The organism is Terasakiella pusilla DSM 6293 (assembly GCF_000688235.1).
Classification (GTDB): domain Bacteria; phylum Pseudomonadota; class Alphaproteobacteria; order Rhodospirillales; family Terasakiellaceae; genus Terasakiella; species Terasakiella pusilla.
Window position 1 is genome coordinate 75,160 of the sequence record NZ_JHYO01000011.1, and the last position, 22,687, is coordinate 97,846.

Here is a 22,687-nt window from a genome sequence, read left to right on the forward strand (position 1 = left end):
GATAAGCGCCCATGGGTAAAACGCTGGAAAACCTGATCCGATTGCACAAGTACCGCGTGGATGAAAAACGTCGCGTGCTGGGCCTGCTGTATGGGGAGTTAAATGATCTGGAGCAAAAGCTGAAAGATCTGTATGCCCAGATTGCAAACGAACAACAGATCGCCCAATCCACGCCGGAACAGGCGATGTTTTCCTATGGACGCTTCCATCAACGCGCCATGTTGATCCGGGACGAAATCGTGCAGGCGATCGCACAGAAAGAACAGGAAGTCGAAGCCGCCCGTGATGAGGTCAATACGGCCTTCCAGGAATTAAAGGTCTACGAAGAAGCGGAGAAAAACCGCAAAAAACGTGAAGCCGATGAACGTCAGCGCAAAGAAAATATCGAGATGGATGAAATTGCGATGAATCTCTATCGCAACAATCAGTCGGATTAAATCTTGGCGAAACGGTCTTTCAGATGTGTATTGTTCCACTGCGGCTGGTGATCTTCTAAAACCACCAGATGCTCTGACATCTCGTCTTTATGTTGTGTCAGATTGACCTGTAGCCAGCGTGCCACCAGTTCGTTGTTCATATCTTCAAGGATCCAGGTGCCTGCTTCTTCCAATGACGTGCAGTCGTTGAAGATGGCGTGCAGATAGCTGGTGAAAGCAGCGTGATCCAGAATGACCTTGTCAGGGATATAGCGAAAAGAAACCACGATCCCGCGGCTTTGATCACCGCCTTTTAAGGTGATGATATAATCAAGGGCTTTGTTGGGGTTACTGTGTGTGGTGATAAGGGCGCGGCGCTCAGTCAGGGTCATATTATACCAGCATACCAAGGTTGAGGGAGGCGTTCTGTGGATGAATACCTTCTACATTAATGAACTGACTTGTCACGATAAAGCTGATTTTTCCCTCAAACCCCAGAACGGACATACCGTGATCAAAGATGTCGTGAATTTCTTTGCGCATAAAGCCGGGCAGGGCTTTCTTGGCGCGGATGATTAAATCGAACCGTTTGGATTTGTCTTTTGCAAGACCATCAAATTGCAATTCCCCCAAGCGCGATAGATTGATGTCGATGACAAAACGCACGCCGGGGTCTTCCTTCCCGCCGTTTTGCTCGTCCTTATGATCTCGTTGGGCGATGCGAATTTGATCAATTTGACCGTTATTTTGCATCGGAACAAAAGCAATTTTCCAATCTGTACTGGTGGGGACTTTGGCTTTATCGCTTAAGTTCTGGAAATCATTTTCCAGTTTGCCAAGCAAGTTGGGTTTTGTCCGCGCAAGGACTTTGATCGCATTTTCGTCCGCCCAGTTTTTAAAATTGCCGCGCCCCAGGGCTTTAAGGAAAAAGAGCATATTAAGGGCAAGGCGACTGTCCGGTTTTGGTAGCATGGCTTTGGCAACATGGTCGGCAAGGCCGGGGTTAAGGTCGCGTAGGGTCTTCAAGGTTTCTTCGAGGGCCGGCCATTTTTGGGTCAGGGGCGCAGGGGCGGGGCCAACTGGTGCGGCCGCGGGGCTGGCGCCACTTAAGGGGCGGTTAGAAGATAGGACCTCGATTTTTACGCTGGTGCCATCCGGCATTTTAGCGGTGGTATCTAGGGCAATCTGCCCTTGAGGGGTTTTGATGATTGGCTGCTGGGTCGCTGTTGTTCCCATGACAGTCCCCTGCACAATCACGGTGCTGGCAAGGGGGGTACCTGTTGTAGGTGCTATCTGGCTTGCAGGCTGTTCCGGCAGTTGCACGGACAACAGCCGCACATTCAAATGATTGCCGGGTTGGAAGGTACCTTGGCCTTGGGGGCTGGTGGTGGTGAGGATGGTTGTATTCCCCGTCATCGGTGCGGCTGATGTGGTCGCCGGATTTTTTATACCGGTTTGAACAGTGTTGATCGGCGCGGTTTGGGCCTGCGTCGAGGTTCCTGCCGTAGGGGGGGAAGCTGTCCCAAGATTCAGAACAAAGGCCTTCATGGCGTTTGCAGCATTGAGATTGAGAAGGGTCGCAGGTGCTGATGCGCCTGTCGGTGTGCCGACAGGTTGGCCGGCCGGATTAGGGGACGCCTGCCCTGTACCGGTCGGGGCAGGTTGCATCATTTGATGAGCAAGAACCATAACCCGATTGGCTGGCGTATTGGGAGGCAGGGGCTTGCCGTTAATATGGGTGAGCTGTAGCTGGACGCTGGGCTCGGTTTGGATCAGTTTAAAGGTGGCCTCTGCGTTTGCGGGCAGGGCAAACGGGGCTTTAAACTGTAAGGGACCAAGGCTGGTTTGCAGCAGGACTTCACCTGCGCTGCCAGAAGGTTTAATGAGCCCTGAGATCAGGCTGTCCAGTGCCAGTTGGGACAGGGCAGCCGCGGCTTGCCCTGCATTTGGTGGCAGGCTGACGGTTAATTGTGCTGCGCTTCCTTGGGCCGCAGGGGGCGGTGGAGGGGGCGGCGGGGCAACACTGGTCATAGGGTCCGTCCGTTAATAGGGTGACAACAGGCTATTGGCGATACTGACAACATCCCTTGCTGCCGCGCAGGTGGGCGCGTGGGTGAGCAAAGGCTGCTGAGCCTTGATTGTATCACGAACCCGCTTGTCCCAGCGAATCACACCTGCCAAGGGCGGCGAAATCCCCAAGAAGCCTTCACACGCGCGGCGCAATGTATTGTAGGTGCGCTCCCCATCGCGGATAGAATCGCTTTGGTTTACGACAATACGCAGGTCCAGACCCGGACGTTCTTTCGCCATGGTCTTGATAAAAGCATAGGCGTCCGTCATGGCTGTCGGTTCGTCAGCGGTGACAACAAGACAAGTACCTGCCTTGGTGGTCAACTGACGGGTCGGGCGGTCTATCCCAGCACCCAAGTCTACAATCACCCGATCATAGGAAGCCGCAAGCACAGCGAGATCATTGCCAAGGTGCTGTACCTGATTGGCAGGGATGTGGTTGAGGGCGTTTGAGCCGGATCGACCGGGAATAATGTCAAAGTTGCCTTCATCAAAGGGTTGAACAGCTTGGTTGAGGGTGAGATTGCCCCCGACAACGCCGGATAAATCACATTTGGGCATCAGGCCCAGCTGGATATCCACGTTGGCGAGACCGAAGTCGCCATCAAACAGGAGGGTTCTTTGACCCAGATCCGCCAACGCATGAGACAGCGTCACTGCGAACCAGGTCTTCCCCACGCCACCCTTACCCGATGCGATGGCAAAAACGTTGCCGCCTTTGCGGGTTGTTGGTGCTGGGGTTAAGTTGGTCATAGCCGCAAACATGGGTATTATATTTAGTGGTAAATAGTTACCGAACAATTAGGGAAAGATTTTCAATTCGTTAACCACAGCGTTTATACATAAAAAGACACCGCAGAAACACTGAGGTTTCATGCGGTGTCTTTTGTTTAAAAAAAATGTCAGCTCTTAACTTAAGACGTGACTTCAACCAGTGCTTTTGCCAGTTTTTCGATCTTGCTTTGTTGCAGACCCGCGACGTTGATTCGCCCGCCTTTGACAACATAGATTGCATGGTCATCGCGCAGCGCTGCGATTTCATCATCGTTCAGCCCCAGCAGGGTGAACATGCCACGTTGGTTGGCGATGAAGTCCCACTTGTTGGTGCCTGTCAATTCGCGCAGCTTGGCTGAAAATTCTTCGCGCAGGCCGTTTACGCGACCGCGCATTTCGGTGAGTTCTTCTTTCCAGATTTTGGTCAGTTCCGCATCTTGCAAGATGGTACGGACCACTGCTGCACCGTGATCTGGCGGCATGGAATAGATACGACGGGCGATGGCACCCAAGTGACCTTGGCAGACTTTTGCCAGTTCCGCATCATCAGAAACCACAATCGCACAGCCCACACGGTCACGGTAAACTCCAAAGTTTTTGGAGCAGGAAACCGCAATCATGGCTGTCGGAATATGTTTTAACAGGGCTTGCATACCCAGCACATCTTCGTCCAGACCATCACCAAAGCCAAGGTAGGCAAAGTCGATCAGTGGGATCAGGCCTTTTTCAGCGATGAATTTGCCAAGGGTATCCCATTGCTCAATGCTCATGTCGCGCCCAGTCGGGTTGTGGCAGCACCCGTGCAGCACAACCACATCGTCCTTTTTCGCCTTGGACAGGGCTGCACACATGTCATCAAAGCGGACATTTTGTGTGTCATAATCAAAGTAGGGGTAAACTTCGACCGCCAGACCCACGCCGGAACCGAGCAGGGAATGGTGGTTCGGCCATGTTGGATCGCTCAGCCAGACAGTCGCGTCGGCTTTTGCCGTCTTTACCAGCTCAGACAACAGACGCAGCGCGCCACTGCCACCCGGTGCTTGTGCGGCGCCGGTCAGGCTCAGGTCTGCATCAGCGCCCAGCATCAGCTTGGTCATTTCTTTGTTGAACTCAACGTCACCCGTCATGCCGACATATTTTTTGGTGTCTTGTGAGGCGTGCAGGCGGTCTTCTGCTTCGCTGACCGCTTTCATGACGGGGGTGCGACCCTCTTCGTCTTTGTAAATACCGACGCTCAGGTCGATTTTGTCGGCACGTTCATCGGCATTGACCTTTGCCATCAAGGCGATGATTGCATCTACGGTAGGCGGTTGTAAGTTTTGAAACATGATTGATCCAAGTGTTAAATTTGACCGATAGTTTTGATTTTGGCCTTCGGATGGACTTCACTTTGTGAAATCACAGCCGTTGAGGGGCGGAAACGTTCAATAATAGAACGCACATAGGGGCGGATCGGCGGACTGGTCAACAGGGCCGGTGTCTCCCCCATCATGGCCTGACGTTCAAACGTCTGGCGGACCATGTTAATAAATTCCTGCATTTTGCTTGGGGCCATGGACAGTTGGCGTTCATCGCCACTGCCGACAAGGGACTCAAGGAAGATTTGTTCCCATTCCGGTGACAGGGTCACGAGCGTCAGGATACCTTGCTGGTTGGTCAGCATATCGCTGATCTGGCGGGCAAGGCGGGAGCGCACATGTTCGGTAATCATATTGATGTTACGGGTGTAGCCTGTCGCTTCGGAAATGCCTTCAAGGATAGTTGGCAAATCGCGGATGGAAATCCGTTCGGTCAGCAGGTTCTGCAAGACACGCTGCACACCGCCGACGCTCATGCTGTTCGGGATAATGTCGCCAATGAGTTTCTGGTGTTCTTTATCCAGATCATCCAGCAGTTTTTGCGTTTCGGTGTAGGACAGCAGTTCCGCCATATTGTCTTTCACCAGTTCGGTGATATGGGTGGTGATGACGGTGCCGGGTTCCACAACCGTATAGCCGCGGAACAGGGCTTCTTCGCGGTTGGTCGGATCAACCCACATGGCGGGCAGGCCAAAGGTGGGTTCTTTGGTCGCTTCACCGGGCAGGGTGATATCTTCGCCGCGCGGGTCCATAATCATCAGCTGGGCAGGGCGCAAATCTCCGCGTCCGGCTTCAATTTCCTTGACGCGAATGACGTAGTTATTTGCCGGTAGCTGCATATTATCCTGAATACGCACTGACGGCATGACAAAGCCCATTTCTTGCGCCAACTGGCGACGCAGGGCTTTGATCTGGTCAGTGAGTTTCTGTCCGTCCATGCCCGCGTTAACCAACGACAGCAGGCCATAGCCCAGCTCCAGACGCATCATGTCGATTTTCATGGTCTGGGAAATTGGTTCTTCGCTGGGGGCGGTTTTGGGTGTTGTGGCTTCGGCCATCTCGCGCTGTTCACGCTCGGCGGCTTCTTCCTCTTTCTGTCTGTAGACGTAGTACGCGCCGCCGCCCGTCAGTAAGCCCAAAAACATAAAGGGCAGGACGGGGATGCCGGGCATGGTTGCCATACCAACAAGAATGACCGAGCTGACGCCCAGTGTCTTGGGGTTGGCACCAAATTGTGTGATCAGTGCTTTGTCAGCGGTCCCGGCAACACCGGCTTTTGTCACCAACAGACCGGCGGCTGTGGAAACGATCAGCGCCGGAATTTGGGATACCAGACCATCACCTACGGTCAGACGTGTGTAGCTATCAGCGGCTTCTGCCATCGGGAGGTCGTTTTGGACAACCCCGATGATGATCCCGCCGATGACGTTGATGAAGGTAATCAGGATACCGGCAATGGCATCGCCTCGCACAAACTTGGAGGCACCATCCATCGCCCCGAAGAAGGTGCTTTCGTCTTGTAGTTCCTGACGGCGTTCTTTGGCTTGGTCTTCATCGATTAAGCCTGTGGACAGATCGGCGTCAATTGCCATCTGTTTACCGGGCATGGCATCAAGGGTAAAGCGGGCGGTCACTTCCGCGATCCGGCCGGAACCCTTGGTAATAACGATAAAGTTTACGATCACGAGGATGGCAAACACAATGATCCCGATGACGAAGTTGCCGCCCATGATAAAGCCACCAAAGGCTTCAATGACGGCCCCTGCGGCATGGGTGCCTTCGTGCCCGTTGGTCAGAATGAGACGGGTGGAGGCAAGGTTCAAGGCCAGCCGGATCATGGTTGCGATCAGCAGGACGGTAGGAAAGGCGCTAAATTCCAGCGGCTTTTCCAAGAAGATCACCGTCATCATAATCATAACGGAGAAGGTAAAAGAAAAGGCCAACGAGATATCCAGCAGCCAGCTGGGCATCGGGAAAATCAGGACGACCAAAATGGTCGAGATCCCGATGGCCATCCCGAAGTCACCTTTGAGCAAGATGTCTTTAATTTTGTTGAAAGCGGGGCCTAGGCTGTCCCCGCCGTTTGCTGCACCGCTGTTGCCCGGTTCTGCCATGACGTTTGGTTCCTAAACCTTATGGGTTGCCACCGGCTGCGGGGACGTTGAAACCTTCTTCCCCGTAGAGTTTCAGTTTATTGCGCAAGGTACGGATGGAAATACCCAGCACATTTGCCGCATGGGTCCGGTTGCCAAGGCAATGGTCCAAGGTTGCAATAATCAATTTACGTTCCATGTCGGCCACGGTCTGACCGACAAAATCACCGGGGTTGCCCGTGCCCATCTGACCACCGCTTTGGGCGCTGGCACCGGCTTGGGGTTGCCCATTGATCATGATGGCTTCATCGTCAATCTCTGTCGGGCCAGCCACCAAGACAGCACGGTGCATGGTGTTTTCCAGCTCGCGCACGTTACCGGGCCAGCTGTGTTGCAGAATCTTGCGTTTAGCCGGGTCTGTCAGGGGGCGCACAGGCAGATCGTTGGCAGCGGCATATTTCTTGATGAAATGTTCAGCCAGCACCGCGATATCTTTCGGGCGTTCTTTGAGGGATGGCAGTTGCAGGTTCACAACATTGAGGCGGAAATATAAGTCTTCGCGGAACTCGCCCTTGGCCACCGACTGTTCCATATTGCGGTTGGAGGTCGCAAGTACACGTACGTTGACGGGGACAGGTTTTTTACCGCCGACACGGTCAATCTCGCGCTCTTGCAAAATCCGCAGCAGCTTGGCTTGCAGGCGCGGGTCCATCTCGGAAATCTCATCGAGCAGGATCGTGCCGTTATTGGCTTCTTCAAATTTACCGATCCGGCGGGCAACCGCGCCTGTAAAGGCGCCTTTTTCGTGACCAAACAGTTCTGACTCCAGCAGATTTTCAGGGATAGCAGCGCAGTTGACGGCAATAAACGGACCATCTTTGCGCTTGGAATTACGGTGGATAAAGCGCGCCATAATCTCTTTACCGGTCCCGGACTGTCCGGTGATCAGCACGCTGGCGTCACTGGGGGCTATCTGTTTACCAAGGCGCACCACATCGTCCATGGCCGGATCGTGATAGATCATGGCGTGGCTTTCTTCAGCCACGGCACTCAGGACCGCGCCGATGAGCTCCGCATCCGGCGGTAGGGGCAAATATTCTTGGGCACCGGCACGAATAGCGCGCACAGCCGCTTTTGCATCGGTGGCGACCCCACAGGCAACAACGGGCGTGTTGATGCGTTCCGCATTCAGATTTGAAATGAAGGTTTCAATATCCAACTGGATATCGACCAGAACCAGATCCACGCCTTTGCCTTGACGCAGCGTGTCCAGTCCTTCCCTGATATCATCAGTATGAATGACTTTTGCGCCGCGCTTCACCGCAATCTGGCTGGCTGCACCGACTTGTCCATTCAATGTTCCGACGATCAAAATCTTCATTTATTCCAAACCTCTTTCGTGGGTCTTAATCAAAATATTGTACACGTCGCTGGGGCGGTAGAATGCTGTTGAGCATCATTTCCAGACGACGCGGGTTTTCCTGACGACCGATGGAGGCGGTTGCCAGAATATAAAGCTGGTTAATCAGAATTTCTTCTTCTGAATTTCGTTCCAGTTTCGACGCGAGAGGCACCAATACCATATTTGACAGCACCGCACCATAAAAGGTGGTCAAGAGTGCAACAGCCATACTTGGACCGATGGTCGACGGGTCATCCAGATTGCCCAGCATTTGCACCAGACCAATCAAGGTGCCGATCAATCCCATCGCCGGGGCAAATTCTGCGGCTTTATGTAGAATATTTGCCCCTTTCTGGTGACGGCTTGCCATGGCCTCCAGCTCGCCGATCATCATGTTTTCGACTTCATCAGCCGGTGTACCATCGACGATCAGCGCCAGCCCCTTATGAAAGAACTGTTCGCGTTTGATGTTATCCAGCACATTCTGCAACTGCAGGACACCTTGCTTGCGCGCCACTTCGGCAATGCGGATGGTTTGAACGGCAATCGTGCTCGGATCCTGATTGCGATAGAGAACGGTTTTCATAATCAGTTTACCACTGCGCAGCATTTCTCCAAGGGAGAAACAGGCCGTTGTCACACCGATCGTCCCGCCAATCACGATAAGGATGGAAGGCGGGTTGATGAATGAGTCCGGTGATCCACCCAGCACAATAGCGGCGATTACAAGCGCAAAAGCAATAACAATTCCGATAATTGTTGCGGCATCAAGGCTTGCCTTGCTGCCCCCAATTCCTCCACCCTCAGCCATATGTTCTGCTTTAGCTCCGGTCTGACTTAATAATCTCGGTCATGGTTACGCCCAGACGTTCTTCAACAACCACCACTTCGCCACGCGCAACAAGGCGGTTGTTTACATAAATATCGATGGCTTCTCCGACTTTACGGTCCAGTTCAATGACCGCGCCACGGCCCAGCTTCAAAAGGTCGCTCACGGGCATGGTCGCTTTTCCCAAAACGGCACTGACCCGCACGGGGATATCATAGACGGCTTCAAGCTCGCGGGCACTGGACGGCAGGTCTTGCACAGAACCACCCATGCCGCTGCCCATAGAACCCATCTGGGCTTCCGGGGCCATTGGCCCTTCTGGTGACTCCAGACTGTCGAGCTCCAGATTGTTATCATTATTTGCCATGTCGCAATTCTCCTTTACCCGGCCACATCTGTGGGGGTGTTCATCGCAGGTGTGCTCTCAGCGCTCGCCTCTATTTGAGTGTCGCTCTGATTACCACCTTCCGTCAAGTTCCGTTCTATTATTTCATCAATTTGTTGCCAAAGTGTTTCGCTGTTTCGCTCGGCCCCACCTTCGGCCCATTCCACACGACAATCACCGGGTACAAGATCTTCATGCGCCATAACGACAACGCGTCCGTCAAACCCGATTTGGTCGGCAAGCTTGACCAGCTTGTTTTGGGTCTCCTCACGCAGGCTCTCATGGACTTTGACGATAATGCGCGGCTCGGAACGCAAAGGTTCCAGACATTGACTGACAACAGCTAGAATTTCCTCCAGCCCATTTTTTTCCGCGTAAGCCGGAATGACTTTTTTGCCGACAGCACGGGCAACGGACAGGGCCAAGGCTTCATGGTCATGTTGCGATTGCACATGCTGTTGAAAGACCTGTGGCAAGGTTGCCGAAATCTGGGTCAGGGCTGTTGCCATCATATGTTCAAACTGTGCGTTCGCTTCCTGAAGGCCTGCGGTTTTACCTTCGTCAAAGGCTGTTTGCTGGGCGGCAGCAACTTCTTCTTCGCTAAAGGTCGGGGCAGGGGGCTCTTCATAGAAGGCTTCTTCTTCTGCGACCTCTTCCTGTCCGCGACGGTCTTCGGCAAATTCGAAGCTGTTTTCATCATCAGGATCGAAGTCCGGATCAAAGGTCCGGTCTTCAAACATATATTTTTTCAAGTCGCTCATGTTAGAAAATCAACTCGTCGTCTTCGCCCGGTTGGGAAATGTTGATCTCGCCGGCATCTGCCAATTGCTTGGCAACCACGACGATCTCGGCTTGTGCTTCGTCCACATCGCGCAGTCGGACCGGACCCATGGCTTCCATATCTTCGCGCATCATCTTGGCGGCACGTTCGGACATGTTCTTGAAGAACAGGTCTTTGACTTCTTCGGAGCCACCTTTCAACGCCATGGAAAGTTTGTCTTTTTCCGCCTGACGCAGCAGGATCTGGATACCGGCAGTATCCACACGGATCAGATCGTCGAAGGTGAACATGAGGGCCTTAATACGTTCAGCAGATTCACGGTTACGTTCTTCAAGGGCCGTGATAAAGCGGTTTTCGGTGTTACGATCCAGGTTGTTGAAGATGTCGGCCATAAGTTCGTGGCTATCACGACGCTGTGTGCGGGCAAGGTTGGACATAAATTCGGAACGCAGGGTTTTCTCCACCCCGTCGAGAACTTCTTTTTGGACCGCTTCCATACGCAGCAGACGCATGATGACTTCCATCGCGTAGTTTTCCGGCAGGAGGGAAAGGACGCGCGCGGCATGGTCCGGCTTGATTTTGGACAGAACCACCGCAACTGTCTGCGGGTATTCGTTTTTAAAGTAATTGGCCAGCACGGCTTCATGCACGTTGCCGAGCTTATCCCACATGGTACGACCCGCAGGACCGCGGATTTCTTCCATGATGTTGGCGACACGGTCTTTGGGCAGAGCCTGTCTGAGCAATCGTTCCGTACTGTCGAACGTCCCGACGAGGGAGCCTGCAGAGGAAAGCTGATCGGCAAACTCTACAAACAGTCGTTCAATCACGGTGGAACTAACGGACCCAAGGGACGCCATGATCTGTGACAGTTCACGGATTTCCTCGTCATCCATCATTTCAAACAGTTTGCCTGAATGTTCATCCCCAAGAGAGAGCATGAAAATTGCGGCTTTCTCTGGTCCGGTTAAACTTCGGTAATCGTCTTTTACGCGAGCCATATTTCTTTACCTTTAACCTTCTTGATACATCCAGTTTCTCACAATCGCGAGAGCTTCTTCCGGGTGTTTCTGTACAATTTCGCCGACTTTCTTGACAGAAGATGCTTTCACGCGGCCTTCTACACGGTCAATATCGATCAATTCTTCAAAGTCGTCATCATCATCGGGGGCCGCATCGGAGGGGACGGGCACCCCGCCCGGACCTGCCAGTGCTTCAGCTTCAGCTTCGGCCAAGGCAGCAGCTTCTGCAGCGGCTTGTTGTTCGAAGACACGTTTGATCAGCGGGCGGATCACCAACAGGATAACGAGCAGCGCCACCAGAGCCAAGACCGTGATTTCGGCGTATTTCATCAGCTCTTCTTTGGTGAAGATCCAGAAGACGATTTCCGGTGAATCGTCGATATCTTCCATGGCGGCAAAGCGCATGTTGATCACGTCTACACGGTCACGGTTTTCTTCGTAACCGATGGCGCTTTGAACCAGTGTGGCAATCTGATCCATCTCTTCTTGAGAGCGTGGCTCGTAGGTGATGGTGCCGTCATCGGCTTGTTGATAGGTGCCATCGACAAGGACGGCAACAGACAGGCGGTTGACGATCGCGGTTTCCCGAATGCGATTAACGACTTTTTTGGAAATCTCGTAGTTTACAGTTTCCTGAGTCCGGCTGGCACTTGATCCGGCGCTGGTTCCGCTGCCGCCTTGCTGGGCATCCGGCAGATTGTTCCCCACCGTCACGGCCATGTCATTTTCGCTTTCGTTGCTCTGCTCGTTTTCTTCGGTTGTGGAGCTGGAGCGAACGACCTGACCTTCGGGGTCATATTCTTCTTCAACCGATGTCTCGCGGGAGAAATCCATATCTGCGTAGACTTCGGCGCGCACTTTGCCAAAACCGACAGTGCGTTCCAGCAGGCCTTCAATACGGCGTGCGATCGCTTCCTGTTTGTTGAGGCGCTGGCGTTCTATTTCCTGTGCTTTGTCGGCATTGCCCGGTTGATCGAACCCGCGGGCCAAAAGTGTCCCTTTATCATCGACAATGGAAATACGTTCCGGTTTTAGGTCGGGTACGGCAGAGGCCACGAGGTGCTGGACAGCAGCGATTTGTTCTTTGCTCAGACGGTCCACGCCTGCCATTTTCAGGATCACAGAAGCACTGGGTTCCTGACGTTCGCGTGAGAAAAGTTCACGCCGGGGCAAGACCAGGTGGACACGGGCGGCTTTGACACTATCGATGGCGCGAATGGTGCGCGAGAGTTCGCCTTCCAAGGCCCGCACAAGGTTGACGTTCTGCTGGAAGTTGGTTGAGCCGATACTTTCGGCATTGTCAAAGACTTCATAGCCGACATTGCCGCCACTGGGCAGGCCATTTTCGGCAATTTTAAGGCGCATGTTCCCGACTTGATCGGACGAGACAAACACTTCGGCGCCATCTTGAGAAATATCGTAGGGGATTTTTTCGCGTGACAGGATATCGACAATTTGACGGGAGTCATCTTGACTGAGGCCGGAATAGAGCAGCTCCATCTGCGGAGTGCCAAGGCGGGTCATTAAAAAGATAAAAAAGGCAACCAAAGCCAAAATGACGCCGCCAACAACGGCGAGGCGCTGCGGTCCTAGATTTTTTAAGGTATCTAAAAAACTATTCACTCCGGTCGATCCTTTATGACTTAATTATTCGCCTTTGATATCATACGCAATCCTATTTGCCTATGAAACTTCAGCATAGAATCTAGCGTATGACCCCTAAACAGGAGGTTAACAAGTGGGCAATTTTTGCCCAGTTTGTCTTTTTGCAGGATTCCTTTGTATAAAATGGCGCTAAACGCTCAATATTTCTAGCATAATTTCCCTTGAAACAGAAAAATGCCCCGAACACCAAATGGTGCCGGGGCCAAGTCTAAAGAGAACCGATAAAATCGGAGATATCCATCGAGGAAACGTTCTATTTAACGTTTCACTCGTAGGAGTTCTTCCAACATCTCATCTGATGTTGAAATGATCTTGGCCGCAGCGGAATAGGCCCGCTGGGTGGTGATCATAGAGGTAAATTCTTCCCCAAGGTCAACGGTAGAGGCCTCAAGGGAGGATTGTTGAACAGAACCGGAACCCGCGGACCCTGCTTCACGTACGGTCGGTTGACCGGAGAAGTCGGTTTCGATCCAGACGTTACCGGACAGGCTGTCCATGCCGTTCGGGTTCACCATGGTCGCAACCGGGATCATAAAGATCGGACGGGTCACACCGTTATCAAACAGGGCTGTCACAACACCGTCTTCCCCGATGGTCACACCGGCAAAGTTACCGAAGGACGCACCGTTTTGGGAGATGTAGTTGATCTGATAGGTATCCCCAAACTGGGTCATACCGTCAGCCACGTTGTAGTTACCCAAAGAGACGGACAGTGCCGGGCTGTCAGAACCGTTCATGTCTTCTGCACCGTTGGCCCAGTCGATTTTGTACTGGATGCGCGGATCAGCGGCCTGGGCTTCGTCTGTGTTGAAGAACTTGTCCGGTGTCCCGTCGCCATTGAAGTTAATGGTGTAGTTGGATGTCGCTGTCCATGCCGCCGCAGAGTCCAGTTTTTCAACTGTATAAAGCTCGTTCTGGATTACAGACGTGACGCCGCCGGTTGTCAGACCTGTCATGTCGACAGAGATGTCAAACGATGTGGAACCGTTATGGAAAACAACAGAGTTTTCACCTGCGATCCGTTCGCCCCACGTGTTTGGTGGGGACTTTGGTGTCCCACCATATTCTGTTTGCAGAATATTGTTTACGCGATCTGCCAGCTGATCCATGACCTGAGACAGCGAACGACCGTTGACGTTAATACCGAGGGTACGATCAGCGGCCGCTGCGAGTGTGGCAGGCGTCAACCCACCGTCTGCCAGCGTGGTTGCAAGGCCGTTTGCCGTGGTATCCGCAATGGAGAAGGTCACGTTGTTGAGAGGTGCAGCCGCGTTGACCGGGTTGTTAAAGGTGATCACACTACCCGACACATTAAACCAGTCCCCTTTACCTAAGACGGTATCGGCTTTTGATTGCAGGACTGTATTCAGGTTGCTGATCGTTGAGCCGATGTTCGAACCAATTGTGACCGCCGTGTTCCCCGCAGCAACATTGCCATCGCTATCAAATTCGAAAGTATAGGCTGTGCCGTCTACGTCCATGGTAAAGGTATCACCATCAGCCGGGTTATCCCCACCGAAGGTTAGCTCGCGTGTTTGAAGGGCGGAGTCATCCGCACCGGTAAACTGGATCGTATAATCCACGCCATCAACGTTTATCGTCATCTCTGTGCCACTGTCAGGCACACTGCTGAAGTCCATACGACCAATGGACATGTAGTTGTTACGAACGGAGTTTTGATCTTCTACAACAATGGAGGCTGCGCCTTTGGGTGGTACAACGCTCAAGTCCCATGCGTTGGACGCACGTTTGGTCCATGTATGGTTGATGTTGTGGGGCGCGCCAAGGCTGTCATAGATCAGAATGTCTGTTTTGTGGCTTTTCCCAACATCCGCAGAAGAAGGCAGGTTTGCCCCCATGGAAATGGTGGTGGAGGCCACGGCTGTCCCGCCGATGGTTTTCAGGTTGAGTGGGCGCAGGTTGGTGTTATCAACGATGTTATCGTTAATGTAAACCGTGTCACCTTGACTGTTCTGATAGGCTTTCATGTAGGTGTCGTTGCCGACAGTCTTTTGAACGGCCTGTGTCGAGCCATCCCACGTTTGCAAAGGCCAGCCTTGCAGATAGTAGCCAGAGGTGTTTTGCAGGTAGCCTTCTTTATCCACCTTAAAAGAACCGGCGCGGGAATAGGCGTAGATGTCGCCTGTAGACGGATTGCCCGCTTCGTTGACGATAAAGAAGCCGCCACCGGAAATCGCGATATCGGTTGCCGACGTTGTGGACTGCAAAAGACCTTGTACATCCACACCTTGACGGGGTTTGGACTGTACGCCCCCTGCGGAATATTTGGTCAGAGAGGCTTGTTTGGTCACAAGGGTTTGAAAGTTGACTTGCGTCGACTTGTAACCAACGGTGTTTACGTTTGTCACGTTATCCGCGATCGCGCCCATGGCACTGGATTGTGCCTGGAGGCCTGAAACACCTGAGAATAATGCACCATAGAGGCTCATTGTGATATCTCCTGTTTAAATCTTTTTGCGTTCTCGCAACCTTTGTTGAAGTGCTTCATTCTAAAACACCGGTTCTCATTTATCGTTGTCGTTAGGCAGCGTCAGGGTTTGCTTCTGCCACCAACTGTTTTGCCCGTGCGAGTGCTTGTGCACCCTTCGTGGCGGCAACAAGCGCTTTCGAGGACTCGGCTGCGGCTGTTTGTGCCGCTTCAGCCGCTACGTAAGAGCTTGTTGCATTTTTAGCTGTTTCATATGCTTCATCAGCTGCGGCGGAAGCTTTGTTCGCTTCTTCCAGCATGTCAGTTGCGATCTTAAGTTCATCATCCAGCCCACTGATATCATTTTCACCAACCAATTCCTGAAGGGCAGTTGCATAGTCTTCAGCCGCTTCAGCACTTTTCTTGGCATCATCGGCAGAGGCTTTGGCTTTGAGGGTCGCTGCTGCGATTTTATCCACCTCGGACAACTCGATGGCAGTTTCCTGAATGGAGATAACTTTATCGAGTTTGATCGCCTGGTTGGTCAGCATCAGTTCAGGCTCTGTACCGGCATAAGAGACACCGGTGACTTTACCGACCGCGGTTGTTGTGACATCAACAGGCGCTCCATCTGCATCCAGTGCGCTGACGGTAAGTTTGTAGATACCATCTGGCAGACGCTGGCCGCTAAGGTCCGTACCATCCCAAATGACACCGTGTTTACCTTGTCCGATGTTGCCTTCCGCAGAGAAGACCGTACGACCATTATCATCAACGATATTAATGAGGGTTGAGACAGCGTCTTCATGCAGAATGTAGTTAAATTCGGCTTCACCGTTGTAGACCTGAACCTGATTGGTTTCCGCTTCAACCATGCGCCCGACATAACTGGCAACCGAGGCCAGCTGCGAGTTTTCTTGCGCATTGAGCAGATATTCAAGGTTGGCGTTTTGTTGGATTTGTTGTTCCACACTGGCAAATTGTACCAGCTGTGTGGTGAATTCGTTTGCATCCATGGGATCAAGCGGATCCTGGTGCTGCAACTGTGTTGTCAGCAACGTCATGAAGTCATCCAGATCGTCAGCAAGTTTCTGACGGTCGTTTTCCGCGCGTGTTGCGCCCGCTGCGGAAGATCCACCAATTCCTGTAACTGCATCAGCCATTGTTTTTAACCTTTTCTCTCGATCTGTTCTTTATGCGCTCAGGTCCACGCCGCCATAGGCCGCACGAAGTTGGGCGCGAAGCTCCATGGCTTCTTGTTCTGCTGTGGTGACATCTTCGCCGCGCATGCGTTGCTCGGCCATGTCATTGCCGCCGCGTGTGCCGCGGTCATCGCCGGCAGTTTGCTGGCTTTCGTTTTGTTCTTTACGCAGGTTGAAGTTCATATCCCCTGAGTCCAGACCTGCCTCACGCATGGCGCGTTCCAGTTCTTTGGCGTCATTGCGCAGCATCTCCAGAGTTTCGGGGCGATCTGCGGTCACGTTAATGGTGACTTTAGACCCAACCATTTCCAACTGCACATCAATGCGACCCAGATCAGCAGGTTTCAATTGAATGCTGATCTTGTCGTGACCCGCTTGTACCGCCTTGCTAATTTCTACGCTGATTTGTTCAGGACGGGCGGATGTTTGATAGGGTTGCTTGGCAGCATGCGCCTGTTTTGCATCAGCGGTATGCTGACTTTGAGTCGTTGACTGGGTCTGCACACTGGATTGAGTTTGTGTGGTTTCCCCGCCGGTGGTCTGGGTGACTTGTGCACCAGCCGTTTTTGTTGTTGTCTGCGCGCCCTTAGCCTCGTTCACCATTTGCGCAAAATCCTGCTTCTGGGTGTTTTGCGCGGCGTTTTGCTGTTGGTTTTGAGCCTGTGCGTTTGCAACAGCTGCTTGCGCATTTTGGCCGTTGTTGCCTTGCGCATTATTTTGCTGCTGACCGGTCGGGTTGTTTGTCCCCGATGTGTTGGTCGAGGTTGCAACGCCTGCTGCATTGCTTAGTTGGCTAGAGGTTTGCGAAGTGGTTTGTGTGTTGGCATCCGTTACCTTGACCTGTACCTGCGCCTGCTGGTTCTGGCCGACCTTTTTGGACAGGTTGGCGGCTTGCTGCTGGGCGTTGGTCTGGGATTGGATATCCTGTTCCGGCGCAACGGTTTGTTGCTGGGCATTTTTTACCGTGTTCTGCTGCTGGCCTTGGTTTTGAGCCTGCGCATTCTGACCGGTTTGGCCCTGCATGTTGCTGTTTTGGTTTGCGTTATTCTGGCTTGCCGCATTTTTGTTGATGGCGTTTGGATCAACAGCACCAACAGTCGGTGTGTTTTCTTTGGTGGTGGTTGACTGGTTGCTGTTTTGTTGCGTGCTGGCAGCAACGGCGGCTGCCGGGTCTTCGCCCGTTTGCTGACCTGTGGTGGCTTGTTGGTTCAGGTTTGTGTTTGCAGCAGCATCAGCAACGGCATTTGACTTTTCGCCAGTGCCTGCGTTTTGCTGTTCCCCTGTGTTTGTGGCATCAGACTCGGTTGTGTCATTTTTCGCTGTGTTATCAGAGGGTTTGTCATCCCCCTTACTGTCTTTAGCGTTGGATTTGTCCTGATCAGAGGAGGTGTTGTCCTTGGTGTCGTTGGAGGCCGTGTCTGTATTGTCATCACGGGTATCGTCGACACGTTCTTTAGGGCGGTCATCGTCGCGGCGGTAATCTTTGTCTTCCACGCGATCACGGCCCGTATCATCGGAGCGCGTGTCCTGAACGTCCGAACGGTTGTCATCATGATAGTTATTGTCCCGCGGCTTGTCGGCTGACGAGTCATAGTTCGCCTCGTTCGGCTGACGGGCGGTGGACATGGTCAGATTTGTGTTCATGTTGTTGCCGGAAAAGGCCAAAAGATCGGCAAAACCGTTCCCGTTTCCAGATTTGGTTTTTGTCGATGTCACGACACCGGACTGGGGGCTGCCAGCAACATTGTTTTTTGCTTCTAACGCTAAATTATCCATGATCACATCCTCAAATTTCTGATCGTTGCTAGTTATTTTGCAAAGGATGTGCCAAAATGGGGTGTCGTATAACTTGTTGTTTTTAAATAATTTATATATTTTTACTGACGTGAAGAATTTCGGGATAGGCAGATTTTTTCGCTATGGCTAGGCACTTTTTACCGAGTGCCGATGATAGTCGCAGGAATGCACGATTTAGTTTTAATATATGATGAAATTATGCTAGTATGTTTCTCTGGTTTAGAATTGAACCGCAAAGTGGAAAAGGACTGAGAAATGGTCAATATTTTTTCATCGTTGATGAATGGGCAGGGTACCCCGACAATTTTTAATGCGCAGAAGAATGTTTCGCGCAATCAATTGAATGCCCAGATCCAAAATAACTATCAAACCAAGATGAAAAACTTGCAGGCGGATTTTGAAGCGCGTGTGCAAGGTAAGATGGCGATCATCGATCGGCAAGGCAAGCCGTATTCTGAATTGGTGAGAGAGATACGGGATTCCCTTGATACTTTGGAGAATACGCGAAAACGTCTTGAGAATATTGAGCGTAAGCTGGATGGTATGAAGCTTGACATTCGACGTGCTCAGAGCGCGTCTGATGATCCTGCCGTTGATTTCAGTCCAGAAAGTTATGCACGTAGCTTTGATGCTGCGCTGAAGTACATAGATGGTGAAATCGGACAGACCCGTGTTTCCACCAATTTGTTGAACAGTTCAACGCGTGCCCTAGAATATTCTACAAGAAATGTTGACGTGGATTACAAGTTTTTTGGGGCGAATTTATCATCGGACTATACCATCGAGGAAGCTGGAGGAGAGGTTTGGAAGCTGGAACAGTCCTCCAACTTAATTCGACGTTATGACTCTGGTGGTGAGAGTTCTAATAAGGTAGGCGCCTTTTATAGTGGCTTGGATTTCGGCTCTATAGATGCAAATGATAATATTGAGTTTACAATTGGATCCAGCACAGGCGACCCGCAGACATATAGTGGTAAAATTTCTCGTAATGGCATTGGCCTTTTGAGTTCTTGGGGGTACAATTATCTGGAAAATGATGCTGATCGTGCCCGTGCTCTTGAGGACATCGAAGGGGCTGATGAGATTATTAAGCTTGAAAAGTCCCGTTATGACATGTTGGAAACTTCGCTTAACTTTTATTTGGAAAGGGCGGAAGGGCAAGTCGAAGGTGTCAATCAGCAGAAGCTTGATGCGCAAAGAAATTTGATGACTGAACTTTATGAAAAGCGTGATCTCTTGGTTCAGCAGTTTAAAGGTGCGCAATCGTCGTTAGCTCAATCTTTTATGATGAAAAACAATTATGCTAGTCTCATTCCGACCTCTGGGAATATCTTTAGTATTTTAGTGTGATTAGGTCTTGTTTTTATGCGAAAACGGCCCGTTATCGTTCTCGGCCATGGTGGGCATGCGGGCGTGGTTGCCTCTTGCCTTTCTGAGCTGAATATTCCTCTTGAAGGAAGTCTAGCACCTGAACCGGGTCGGAGTACGATTGCTTATTTAGGTAGTGATCGATATTTACGTTCTGCTGATCGTGGTGCTTTTTTTTTGGTGAATGGCGTAGGTTCTGTGAGAGACACTTCTTTGCGCGGAAGAGTCTATTCGGAGGCTGTAACTCAGGGGTATGAGTTTTTAGACTTGGTTCATCCGAGCGTTATTCTTGCGAGCGATGTTGTGATGGGGGATGCGGTCCAGCTTATGGCGGGAGTTGTTGTCCAAGCAGGGACTCGTATCGGGGCGAATGTTTTAGTTAATACAGGGGCAATTGTTGATCATGACTGTTGCATCGATGATCACTGCCACATTGCCCCCGGCGTTACTTTATCTGGTGGGGTGTCAGTCGGGCAGTTTAGTCATATTGGTGTCGGTGCCATAGTCTTACAAGGTATAACCATCGGTAAAAATGCTCTGGTTGGCGCTGGTAGCGTGGTGACTAGAGATGTCGCAGATGGTGCCTGTGTGGTGGGTGTGCCGGCACGAGAGAAAAAATAATAGATTTTGCACTTTTTACCAGCAGCTTAGTCCACCATCAACAATCATATTTTGCCCGCTCATGTAGGATGAAGCGTCAGAAATTAGGAAAACGGCAGCTTGGGCAATATCGGTTTTTTCCGCCATGCGACCAAGAGGAACACGGGCGCTATATTTTTTTGAAAATACATCGTTTTGACCGCTTTCAACACCGCCGGGTGTCAGGCTATTCACGCGGATTTTTTTATGGCCCCAATAGCTTGCGAGATACTTTGAAAAGCCGAGAACGGCGGCTTTGGAGGCGGAATAGACTGCGGGAGTGTTAATGGCACCCCCCATATAGTGTGAGCCTTCATAGATGCGCTGATCTGGGGCAACGACGCCATAAATCGAGGAGGTTTGCACGATACTGCCGGCAATCTCATATTCAACCATATGTGTGCCAACGGCTTGTGCCATGAGGAACATCCCGTCGATATTAACGGACATTACTTCGCGCCATGTATCAAGAGAATAGGTTTCAAAGGGTTCAAAGAAAGCTTTGAGGTCCTTTGTTTTTGTTGCTGCATTATTCAAAAGTCCATGGATGTGCCCAAAAGCGTTGATGGCCTTTTGAACGCTGCTGTGAACCTGATTGGGATCTGCAATGTTACAGGCGATCGCGATGTGTTTTTGGTCTTTTGGGGTTGGTAGGGCTGAAGCCAATTCGGAGCATCTGTCTAGAGAGAGGTCCATGACGCAGACTTGTGCGCCACTAGTGGCAAGCGCATGGCAGATTACCTCACCCAGAATACCGGTTGCGCCGGTAACGATGACATTTTTACCCGCACAACTGTTGAGAGGGAGGTTTTCTAGGTTTATGGACATTGGGACACCTTATATTTCAGTATTTTCCATTAGGAATTTGACGATTTTGAGATCAAAAGGGGTATCAATGTCAAGGGAACGCTCTTCCGGCATTTCATAAATGTAGGTGTTGTCGGTGATAACGCCACCTGTATTCTCAAAAAGGCTTTGTCGTGTCCAGACATAAATAGAGGCATTCATATCATAGACTCTTGGTGCATCTTGGCGGCGCAGAACCGTTTGCCCAATTTGTTTTGACAGAGTGACATTTCCGTCTGGTGTTTCTTCAAGCTGATTAAAATAGGGTGAGCGCCGTGCGCTACAGCCTGTGACAACATTTACTCGTGGGTTTTGCTGTATGAGTTTTTCGTGATAGTGCACGGCACCGATAATATCCTGAGTGTGTCTTAAGGGGGAAGTGGCATCCAGATCCACATAAGTATCAAAGACGCTATCTGTTTTCGTCTCAACAGTTTTGATGCAATGTTGAATGGCCCCTAATTTACCTGCTGAATGTGTAGCAAGTTCGTCTGGACGTTGAATGACGTGGTCGGCGCCCCATTCTTTAGCAAGGGCAAGAAGGGTTGTGCAGTCGCTGCTGACTGCGATCGCGTTAAAAAGACCGGATCGACGAGCCTGATCTATAGAGTGAGCGAAAAGAGGTTTTCCAGCGATGAGGAGCGAGTTTTTGTTGGGGACCCCTTGGCTTCCACCGCGAATACAAATGCTACAAAGGCGTGTTGTGGGACTAGACATGTGGCATCTTTTCAAGTTGTGCAATGAGATGAAGGAGCTTTAAGGCTTCTTCAAAAGTGCTAAGGTGAGGGGACGGAGTGGGAGACAGAATTGCTTTGGCTTGCTTTAGATAAGTATCTTGAATGGAGCCTTCGAAATTTTCTTTCGTATCCCCGATTGTTAAAGTGTTTGCGAGGAGATCGGCATGTAAGGTCGTGTCATCGCAAATGATGTGAAGATACCTTTGGCTGAGGTGGTCTGTATAGTTGAGCCGAATAGTCAGAGCAGGGCAGTTTTTGGCACGAGCTAGGATAAGGACGGTATCTTCCACATCTAAGTCGAGATTGCTAAAGGTGCCGGACAGCATGCTGTGGGGCGTGATTTCTCCTAAAAGCCATTGGGTGTAATCCAGATCGTGACTCAAGTCGCGCAAGACCCCGCCGCCCCGGTGTGATGAGGCTGAAGCCGTTTTGCGATAGTCCATACCTGCGCGCCAGTTGGGCAAATAGCTGCCACAATAGATATCTGCACTGAGCACGGTTCTGTTTGCCACTTCTTCCTTCAGGCGTTGAAGAAGGGGAAAAAAGCGAAGGTTGTAGCCGACATAGACCATTTTCTGAGCTTGTACACTTAGTTGTGCAGGGTGGTGGAAAAGGGGTTTCTCTACTAAAATCCTTAAAGGTTTTGGATGAGAAAGCAGCTCTTTTAAAGTGTCTAGGTGCTGGGAGGTGTCGTTTGCGATAAGGCAAATGTTGGGATCAAACTGACTTAAAGCGTTGTGTACCTGTGAAAAAGATATGCCTCCCTCTTGCCTATGGCGTGACACATAGCGCACATCAGCTCCTAAGGATTGGAAGGTTTGATAGTGTTTTTGGCCGATGCTACCCATCCCGATGATTAAAACACGTTTCATTGT

General features: G+C 51.4%; 20 protein-coding genes. 3 read left to right on the forward strand and 17 right to left on the reverse strand.

Annotation, left to right across the window (positions count from 1 at the left end; all coding sequences use genetic code 11):
* The first annotated feature begins 11 nt into the window (after positions 1 to 11).
* Complete coding sequence (locus Q397_RS0109140) at positions 12 to 437, forward strand: flagellar export protein FliJ (protein WP_028879164.1); 426 nt, start codon at positions 12 to 14, stop codon at positions 435 to 437.
* Here Q397_RS0109140 and Q397_RS0109145 read toward each other — a convergent pair.
* From Q397_RS0109145 to Q397_RS0109210, 14 genes are all read right to left on the reverse strand, one after another.
* Positions 434 to 808 (reverse strand): tunnelling fold family protein, encoded by a 375-nt coding sequence (locus Q397_RS0109145; protein ID WP_028879165.1) that lies wholly within the window; start codon positions 806 to 808, stop codon positions 434 to 436. The genes Q397_RS0109140 and Q397_RS0109145 overlap by 4 nt on opposite strands.
* A 1-nt stretch (position 809) precedes the next feature.
* Positions 810 to 2,447 (reverse strand): YML083C domain-containing protein, encoded by a 1,638-nt coding sequence (locus Q397_RS0109150; RefSeq protein ID WP_028879166.1) that lies wholly within the window; start codon positions 2,445 to 2,447, stop codon positions 810 to 812.
* 12 nt (positions 2,448 to 2,459) lie between these two features.
* The gene (locus Q397_RS0109155; protein WP_028879167.1) at positions 2,460 to 3,239 is read right to left on the reverse strand and encodes a MinD/ParA family protein; all 780 of its coding nucleotides are present in this window, start codon (positions 3,237 to 3,239) and stop codon (positions 2,460 to 2,462) included.
* Between the two features lie 161 nt (positions 3,240 to 3,400).
* Positions 3,401 to 4,588: an amino acid aminotransferase gene (locus Q397_RS0109160; RefSeq protein WP_028879168.1), complete on the reverse strand. Its 1,188-nt coding sequence runs from the start codon at positions 4,586 to 4,588 to the stop codon at positions 3,401 to 3,403.
* A gap of 14 nt (positions 4,589 to 4,602) precedes the next feature.
* Positions 4,603 to 6,732, reverse strand: coding sequence for a flagellar biosynthesis protein FlhA (flhA, locus tag Q397_RS0109165; RefSeq protein ID WP_028879169.1), 2,130 nt, complete (start codon positions 6,730 to 6,732; stop codon positions 4,603 to 4,605).
* A 19-nt stretch (positions 6,733 to 6,751) separates the two neighbouring features.
* A complete protein-coding gene (locus Q397_RS0109170; protein WP_028879170.1) occupies positions 6,752 to 8,092 on the reverse strand; it encodes a sigma-54-dependent transcriptional regulator in 1,341 nt (446 codons plus the stop codon).
* A gap of 25 nt (positions 8,093 to 8,117) precedes the next feature.
* Positions 8,118 to 8,924 (reverse strand): motility protein A, encoded by an 807-nt coding sequence (locus tag Q397_RS0109175; protein ID WP_028879171.1) that lies wholly within the window; start codon positions 8,922 to 8,924, stop codon positions 8,118 to 8,120.
* Between the two features lie 10 nt (positions 8,925 to 8,934).
* On the reverse strand, positions 8,935 to 9,225 hold the full coding sequence (gene fliN, locus Q397_RS21800) for a flagellar motor switch protein FliN (protein ID WP_338056281.1): 291 nt from the start codon (positions 9,223 to 9,225) through the stop codon (positions 8,935 to 8,937).
* Between the two features lie 98 nt (positions 9,226 to 9,323).
* On the reverse strand, positions 9,324 to 10,088 hold the full coding sequence (locus Q397_RS21805; RefSeq protein ID WP_051609871.1) for a FliH/SctL family protein: 765 nt from the start codon (positions 10,086 to 10,088) through the stop codon (positions 9,324 to 9,326).
* Position 10,089: 1 nt separating this feature from the next.
* On the reverse strand, positions 10,090 to 11,109 hold the full coding sequence (fliG, locus tag Q397_RS0109190) for a flagellar motor switch protein FliG (protein ID WP_028879173.1): 1,020 nt from the start codon (positions 11,107 to 11,109) through the stop codon (positions 10,090 to 10,092).
* 12 nt (positions 11,110 to 11,121) lie between these two features.
* On the reverse strand, positions 11,122 to 12,753 hold the full coding sequence (gene fliF, locus Q397_RS0109195) for a flagellar basal-body MS-ring/collar protein FliF (RefSeq protein WP_028879174.1): 1,632 nt from the start codon (positions 12,751 to 12,753) through the stop codon (positions 11,122 to 11,124).
* 299 nt (positions 12,754 to 13,052) lie between these two features.
* Positions 13,053 to 15,245: a flagellar hook-basal body complex protein gene (locus tag Q397_RS25385; RefSeq protein WP_028879175.1), complete on the reverse strand. Its 2,193-nt coding sequence runs from the start codon at positions 15,243 to 15,245 to the stop codon at positions 13,053 to 13,055.
* 91 nt (positions 15,246 to 15,336) lie between these two features.
* Positions 15,337 to 16,386, reverse strand: a complete 1,050-nt coding sequence (locus tag Q397_RS24050) for a flagellar hook assembly protein FlgD (protein WP_051609872.1) — start codon at positions 16,384 to 16,386, stop codon at positions 15,337 to 15,339.
* A 30-nt stretch (positions 16,387 to 16,416) separates the two neighbouring features.
* Positions 16,417 to 18,201 (reverse strand): flagellar hook-length control protein FliK, encoded by a 1,785-nt coding sequence (locus Q397_RS0109210; protein ID WP_028879176.1) that lies wholly within the window; start codon positions 18,199 to 18,201, stop codon positions 16,417 to 16,419.
* A 276-nt stretch (positions 18,202 to 18,477) separates the two neighbouring features.
* Here Q397_RS0109210 and Q397_RS0109215 point away from each other — a divergent pair, with 276 nt between their 5' ends.
* Both Q397_RS0109215 and Q397_RS0109220 read left to right on the forward strand, forming a co-directional pair.
* A complete protein-coding gene (locus Q397_RS0109215) occupies positions 18,478 to 19,572 on the forward strand; it encodes a hypothetical protein (RefSeq protein WP_028879177.1) in 1,095 nt (364 codons plus the stop codon).
* 15 nt (positions 19,573 to 19,587) lie between these two features.
* Positions 19,588 to 20,211 carry an acetyltransferase gene (locus tag Q397_RS0109220; protein ID WP_028879178.1) on the forward strand — a complete coding sequence of 208 codons (624 nt, stop codon included), beginning with the start codon at positions 19,588 to 19,590 and terminating at the stop codon, positions 20,209 to 20,211.
* 15 nt (positions 20,212 to 20,226) lie between these two features.
* Here the strand turns inward: Q397_RS0109220 and Q397_RS0109225 are convergent, their stop codons facing one another.
* The 3 genes from Q397_RS0109225 to Q397_RS0109235 are packed head-to-tail and all read right to left on the reverse strand — an operon-like array spanning position 20,227 to position 22,684.
* Positions 20,227 to 21,057, reverse strand: coding sequence for an SDR family oxidoreductase (locus Q397_RS0109225; RefSeq protein WP_028879179.1), 831 nt, complete (start codon positions 21,055 to 21,057; stop codon positions 20,227 to 20,229).
* Between the two features lie 9 nt (positions 21,058 to 21,066).
* On the reverse strand, positions 21,067 to 21,792 hold the full coding sequence (locus tag Q397_RS0109230; protein ID WP_028879180.1) for an acylneuraminate cytidylyltransferase family protein: 726 nt from the start codon (positions 21,790 to 21,792) through the stop codon (positions 21,067 to 21,069).
* Positions 21,785 to 22,684 (reverse strand): Gfo/Idh/MocA family protein, encoded by a 900-nt coding sequence (locus Q397_RS0109235; RefSeq protein ID WP_028879181.1) that lies wholly within the window; start codon positions 22,682 to 22,684, stop codon positions 21,785 to 21,787. Before Q397_RS0109235 ends, Q397_RS0109230 begins: the two co-directional genes overlap by 8 nt.
* Positions 22,685 to 22,687 lie beyond the last annotated feature (3 nt).

Excerpts from the sequence above, each read along its gene's own strand:
- Q397_RS0109145 (WP_028879165.1), bottom strand. The coding sequence starts at position 808 with ATGACCCTGACTGAGCGCCGCGCCCTTATCACCACACACAGTAACCCC.
- Q397_RS0109150 (WP_028879166.1), bottom strand. The coding sequence starts at position 2,447 with ATGACCAGTGTTGCCCCGCCGCCCCCTCCACCGCCCCCTGCGGCCCAA.
- Q397_RS21805 (WP_051609871.1), bottom strand. The coding sequence starts at position 10,088 with ATGAGCGACTTGAAAAAATATATGTTTGAAGACCGGACCTTTGATCCG.
- Q397_RS0109230 (WP_028879180.1), bottom strand. The coding sequence starts at position 21,792 with ATGTCTAGTCCCACAACACGCCTTTGTAGCATTTGTATTCGCGGTGGA.
- Q397_RS0109215 (WP_028879177.1), top strand. The coding sequence starts at position 18,478 with ATGGTCAATATTTTTTCATCGTTGATGAATGGGCAGGGTACCCCGACA.
- Q397_RS0109225 (WP_028879179.1), bottom strand. The coding sequence starts at position 21,057 with ATGTCCATAAACCTAGAAAACCTCCCTCTCAACAGTTGTGCGGGTAAA.
- Q397_RS0109235 (WP_028879181.1), bottom strand. The coding sequence starts at position 22,684 with ATGAAACGTGTTTTAATCATCGGGATGGGTAGCATCGGCCAAAAACAC.
- Q397_RS0109140 (WP_028879164.1), top strand. The coding sequence starts at position 12 with ATGGGTAAAACGCTGGAAAACCTGATCCGATTGCACAAGTACCGCGTG.
- fliG (WP_028879173.1), bottom strand. The coding sequence starts at position 11,109 with ATGGCTCGCGTAAAAGACGATTACCGAAGTTTAACCGGACCAGAGAAA.
- Q397_RS0109155 (WP_028879167.1), bottom strand. The coding sequence starts at position 3,239 with ATGACCAACTTAACCCCAGCACCAACAACCCGCAAAGGCGGCAACGTT.
- flhA (WP_028879169.1), bottom strand. The coding sequence starts at position 6,732 with ATGGCAGAACCGGGCAACAGCGGTGCAGCAAACGGCGGGGACAGCCTA.
- Q397_RS25385 (WP_028879175.1), bottom strand. The coding sequence starts at position 15,245 with ATGAGCCTCTATGGTGCATTATTCTCAGGTGTTTCAGGCCTCCAGGCA.
- Q397_RS0109210 (WP_028879176.1), bottom strand. The coding sequence starts at position 18,201 with ATGGATAATTTAGCGTTAGAAGCAAAAAACAATGTTGCTGGCAGCCCC.
- Q397_RS0109160 (WP_028879168.1), bottom strand. The coding sequence starts at position 4,588 with ATGTTTCAAAACTTACAACCGCCTACCGTAGATGCAATCATCGCCTTG.
- Q397_RS0109175 (WP_028879171.1), bottom strand. The coding sequence starts at position 8,924 with ATGGCTGAGGGTGGAGGAATTGGGGGCAGCAAGGCAAGCCTTGATGCC.
- Q397_RS24050 (WP_051609872.1), bottom strand. The coding sequence starts at position 16,386 with ATGGCTGATGCAGTTACAGGAATTGGTGGATCTTCCGCAGCGGGCGCA.
- Q397_RS0109220 (WP_028879178.1), top strand. The coding sequence starts at position 19,588 with ATGCGAAAACGGCCCGTTATCGTTCTCGGCCATGGTGGGCATGCGGGC.
- fliN (WP_338056281.1), bottom strand. The coding sequence starts at position 9,225 with ATGGGCAGCGGCATGGGTGGTTCTGTGCAAGACCTGCCGTCCAGTGCC.
- Q397_RS0109170 (WP_028879170.1), bottom strand. The coding sequence starts at position 8,092 with ATGAAGATTTTGATCGTCGGAACATTGAATGGACAAGTCGGTGCAGCC.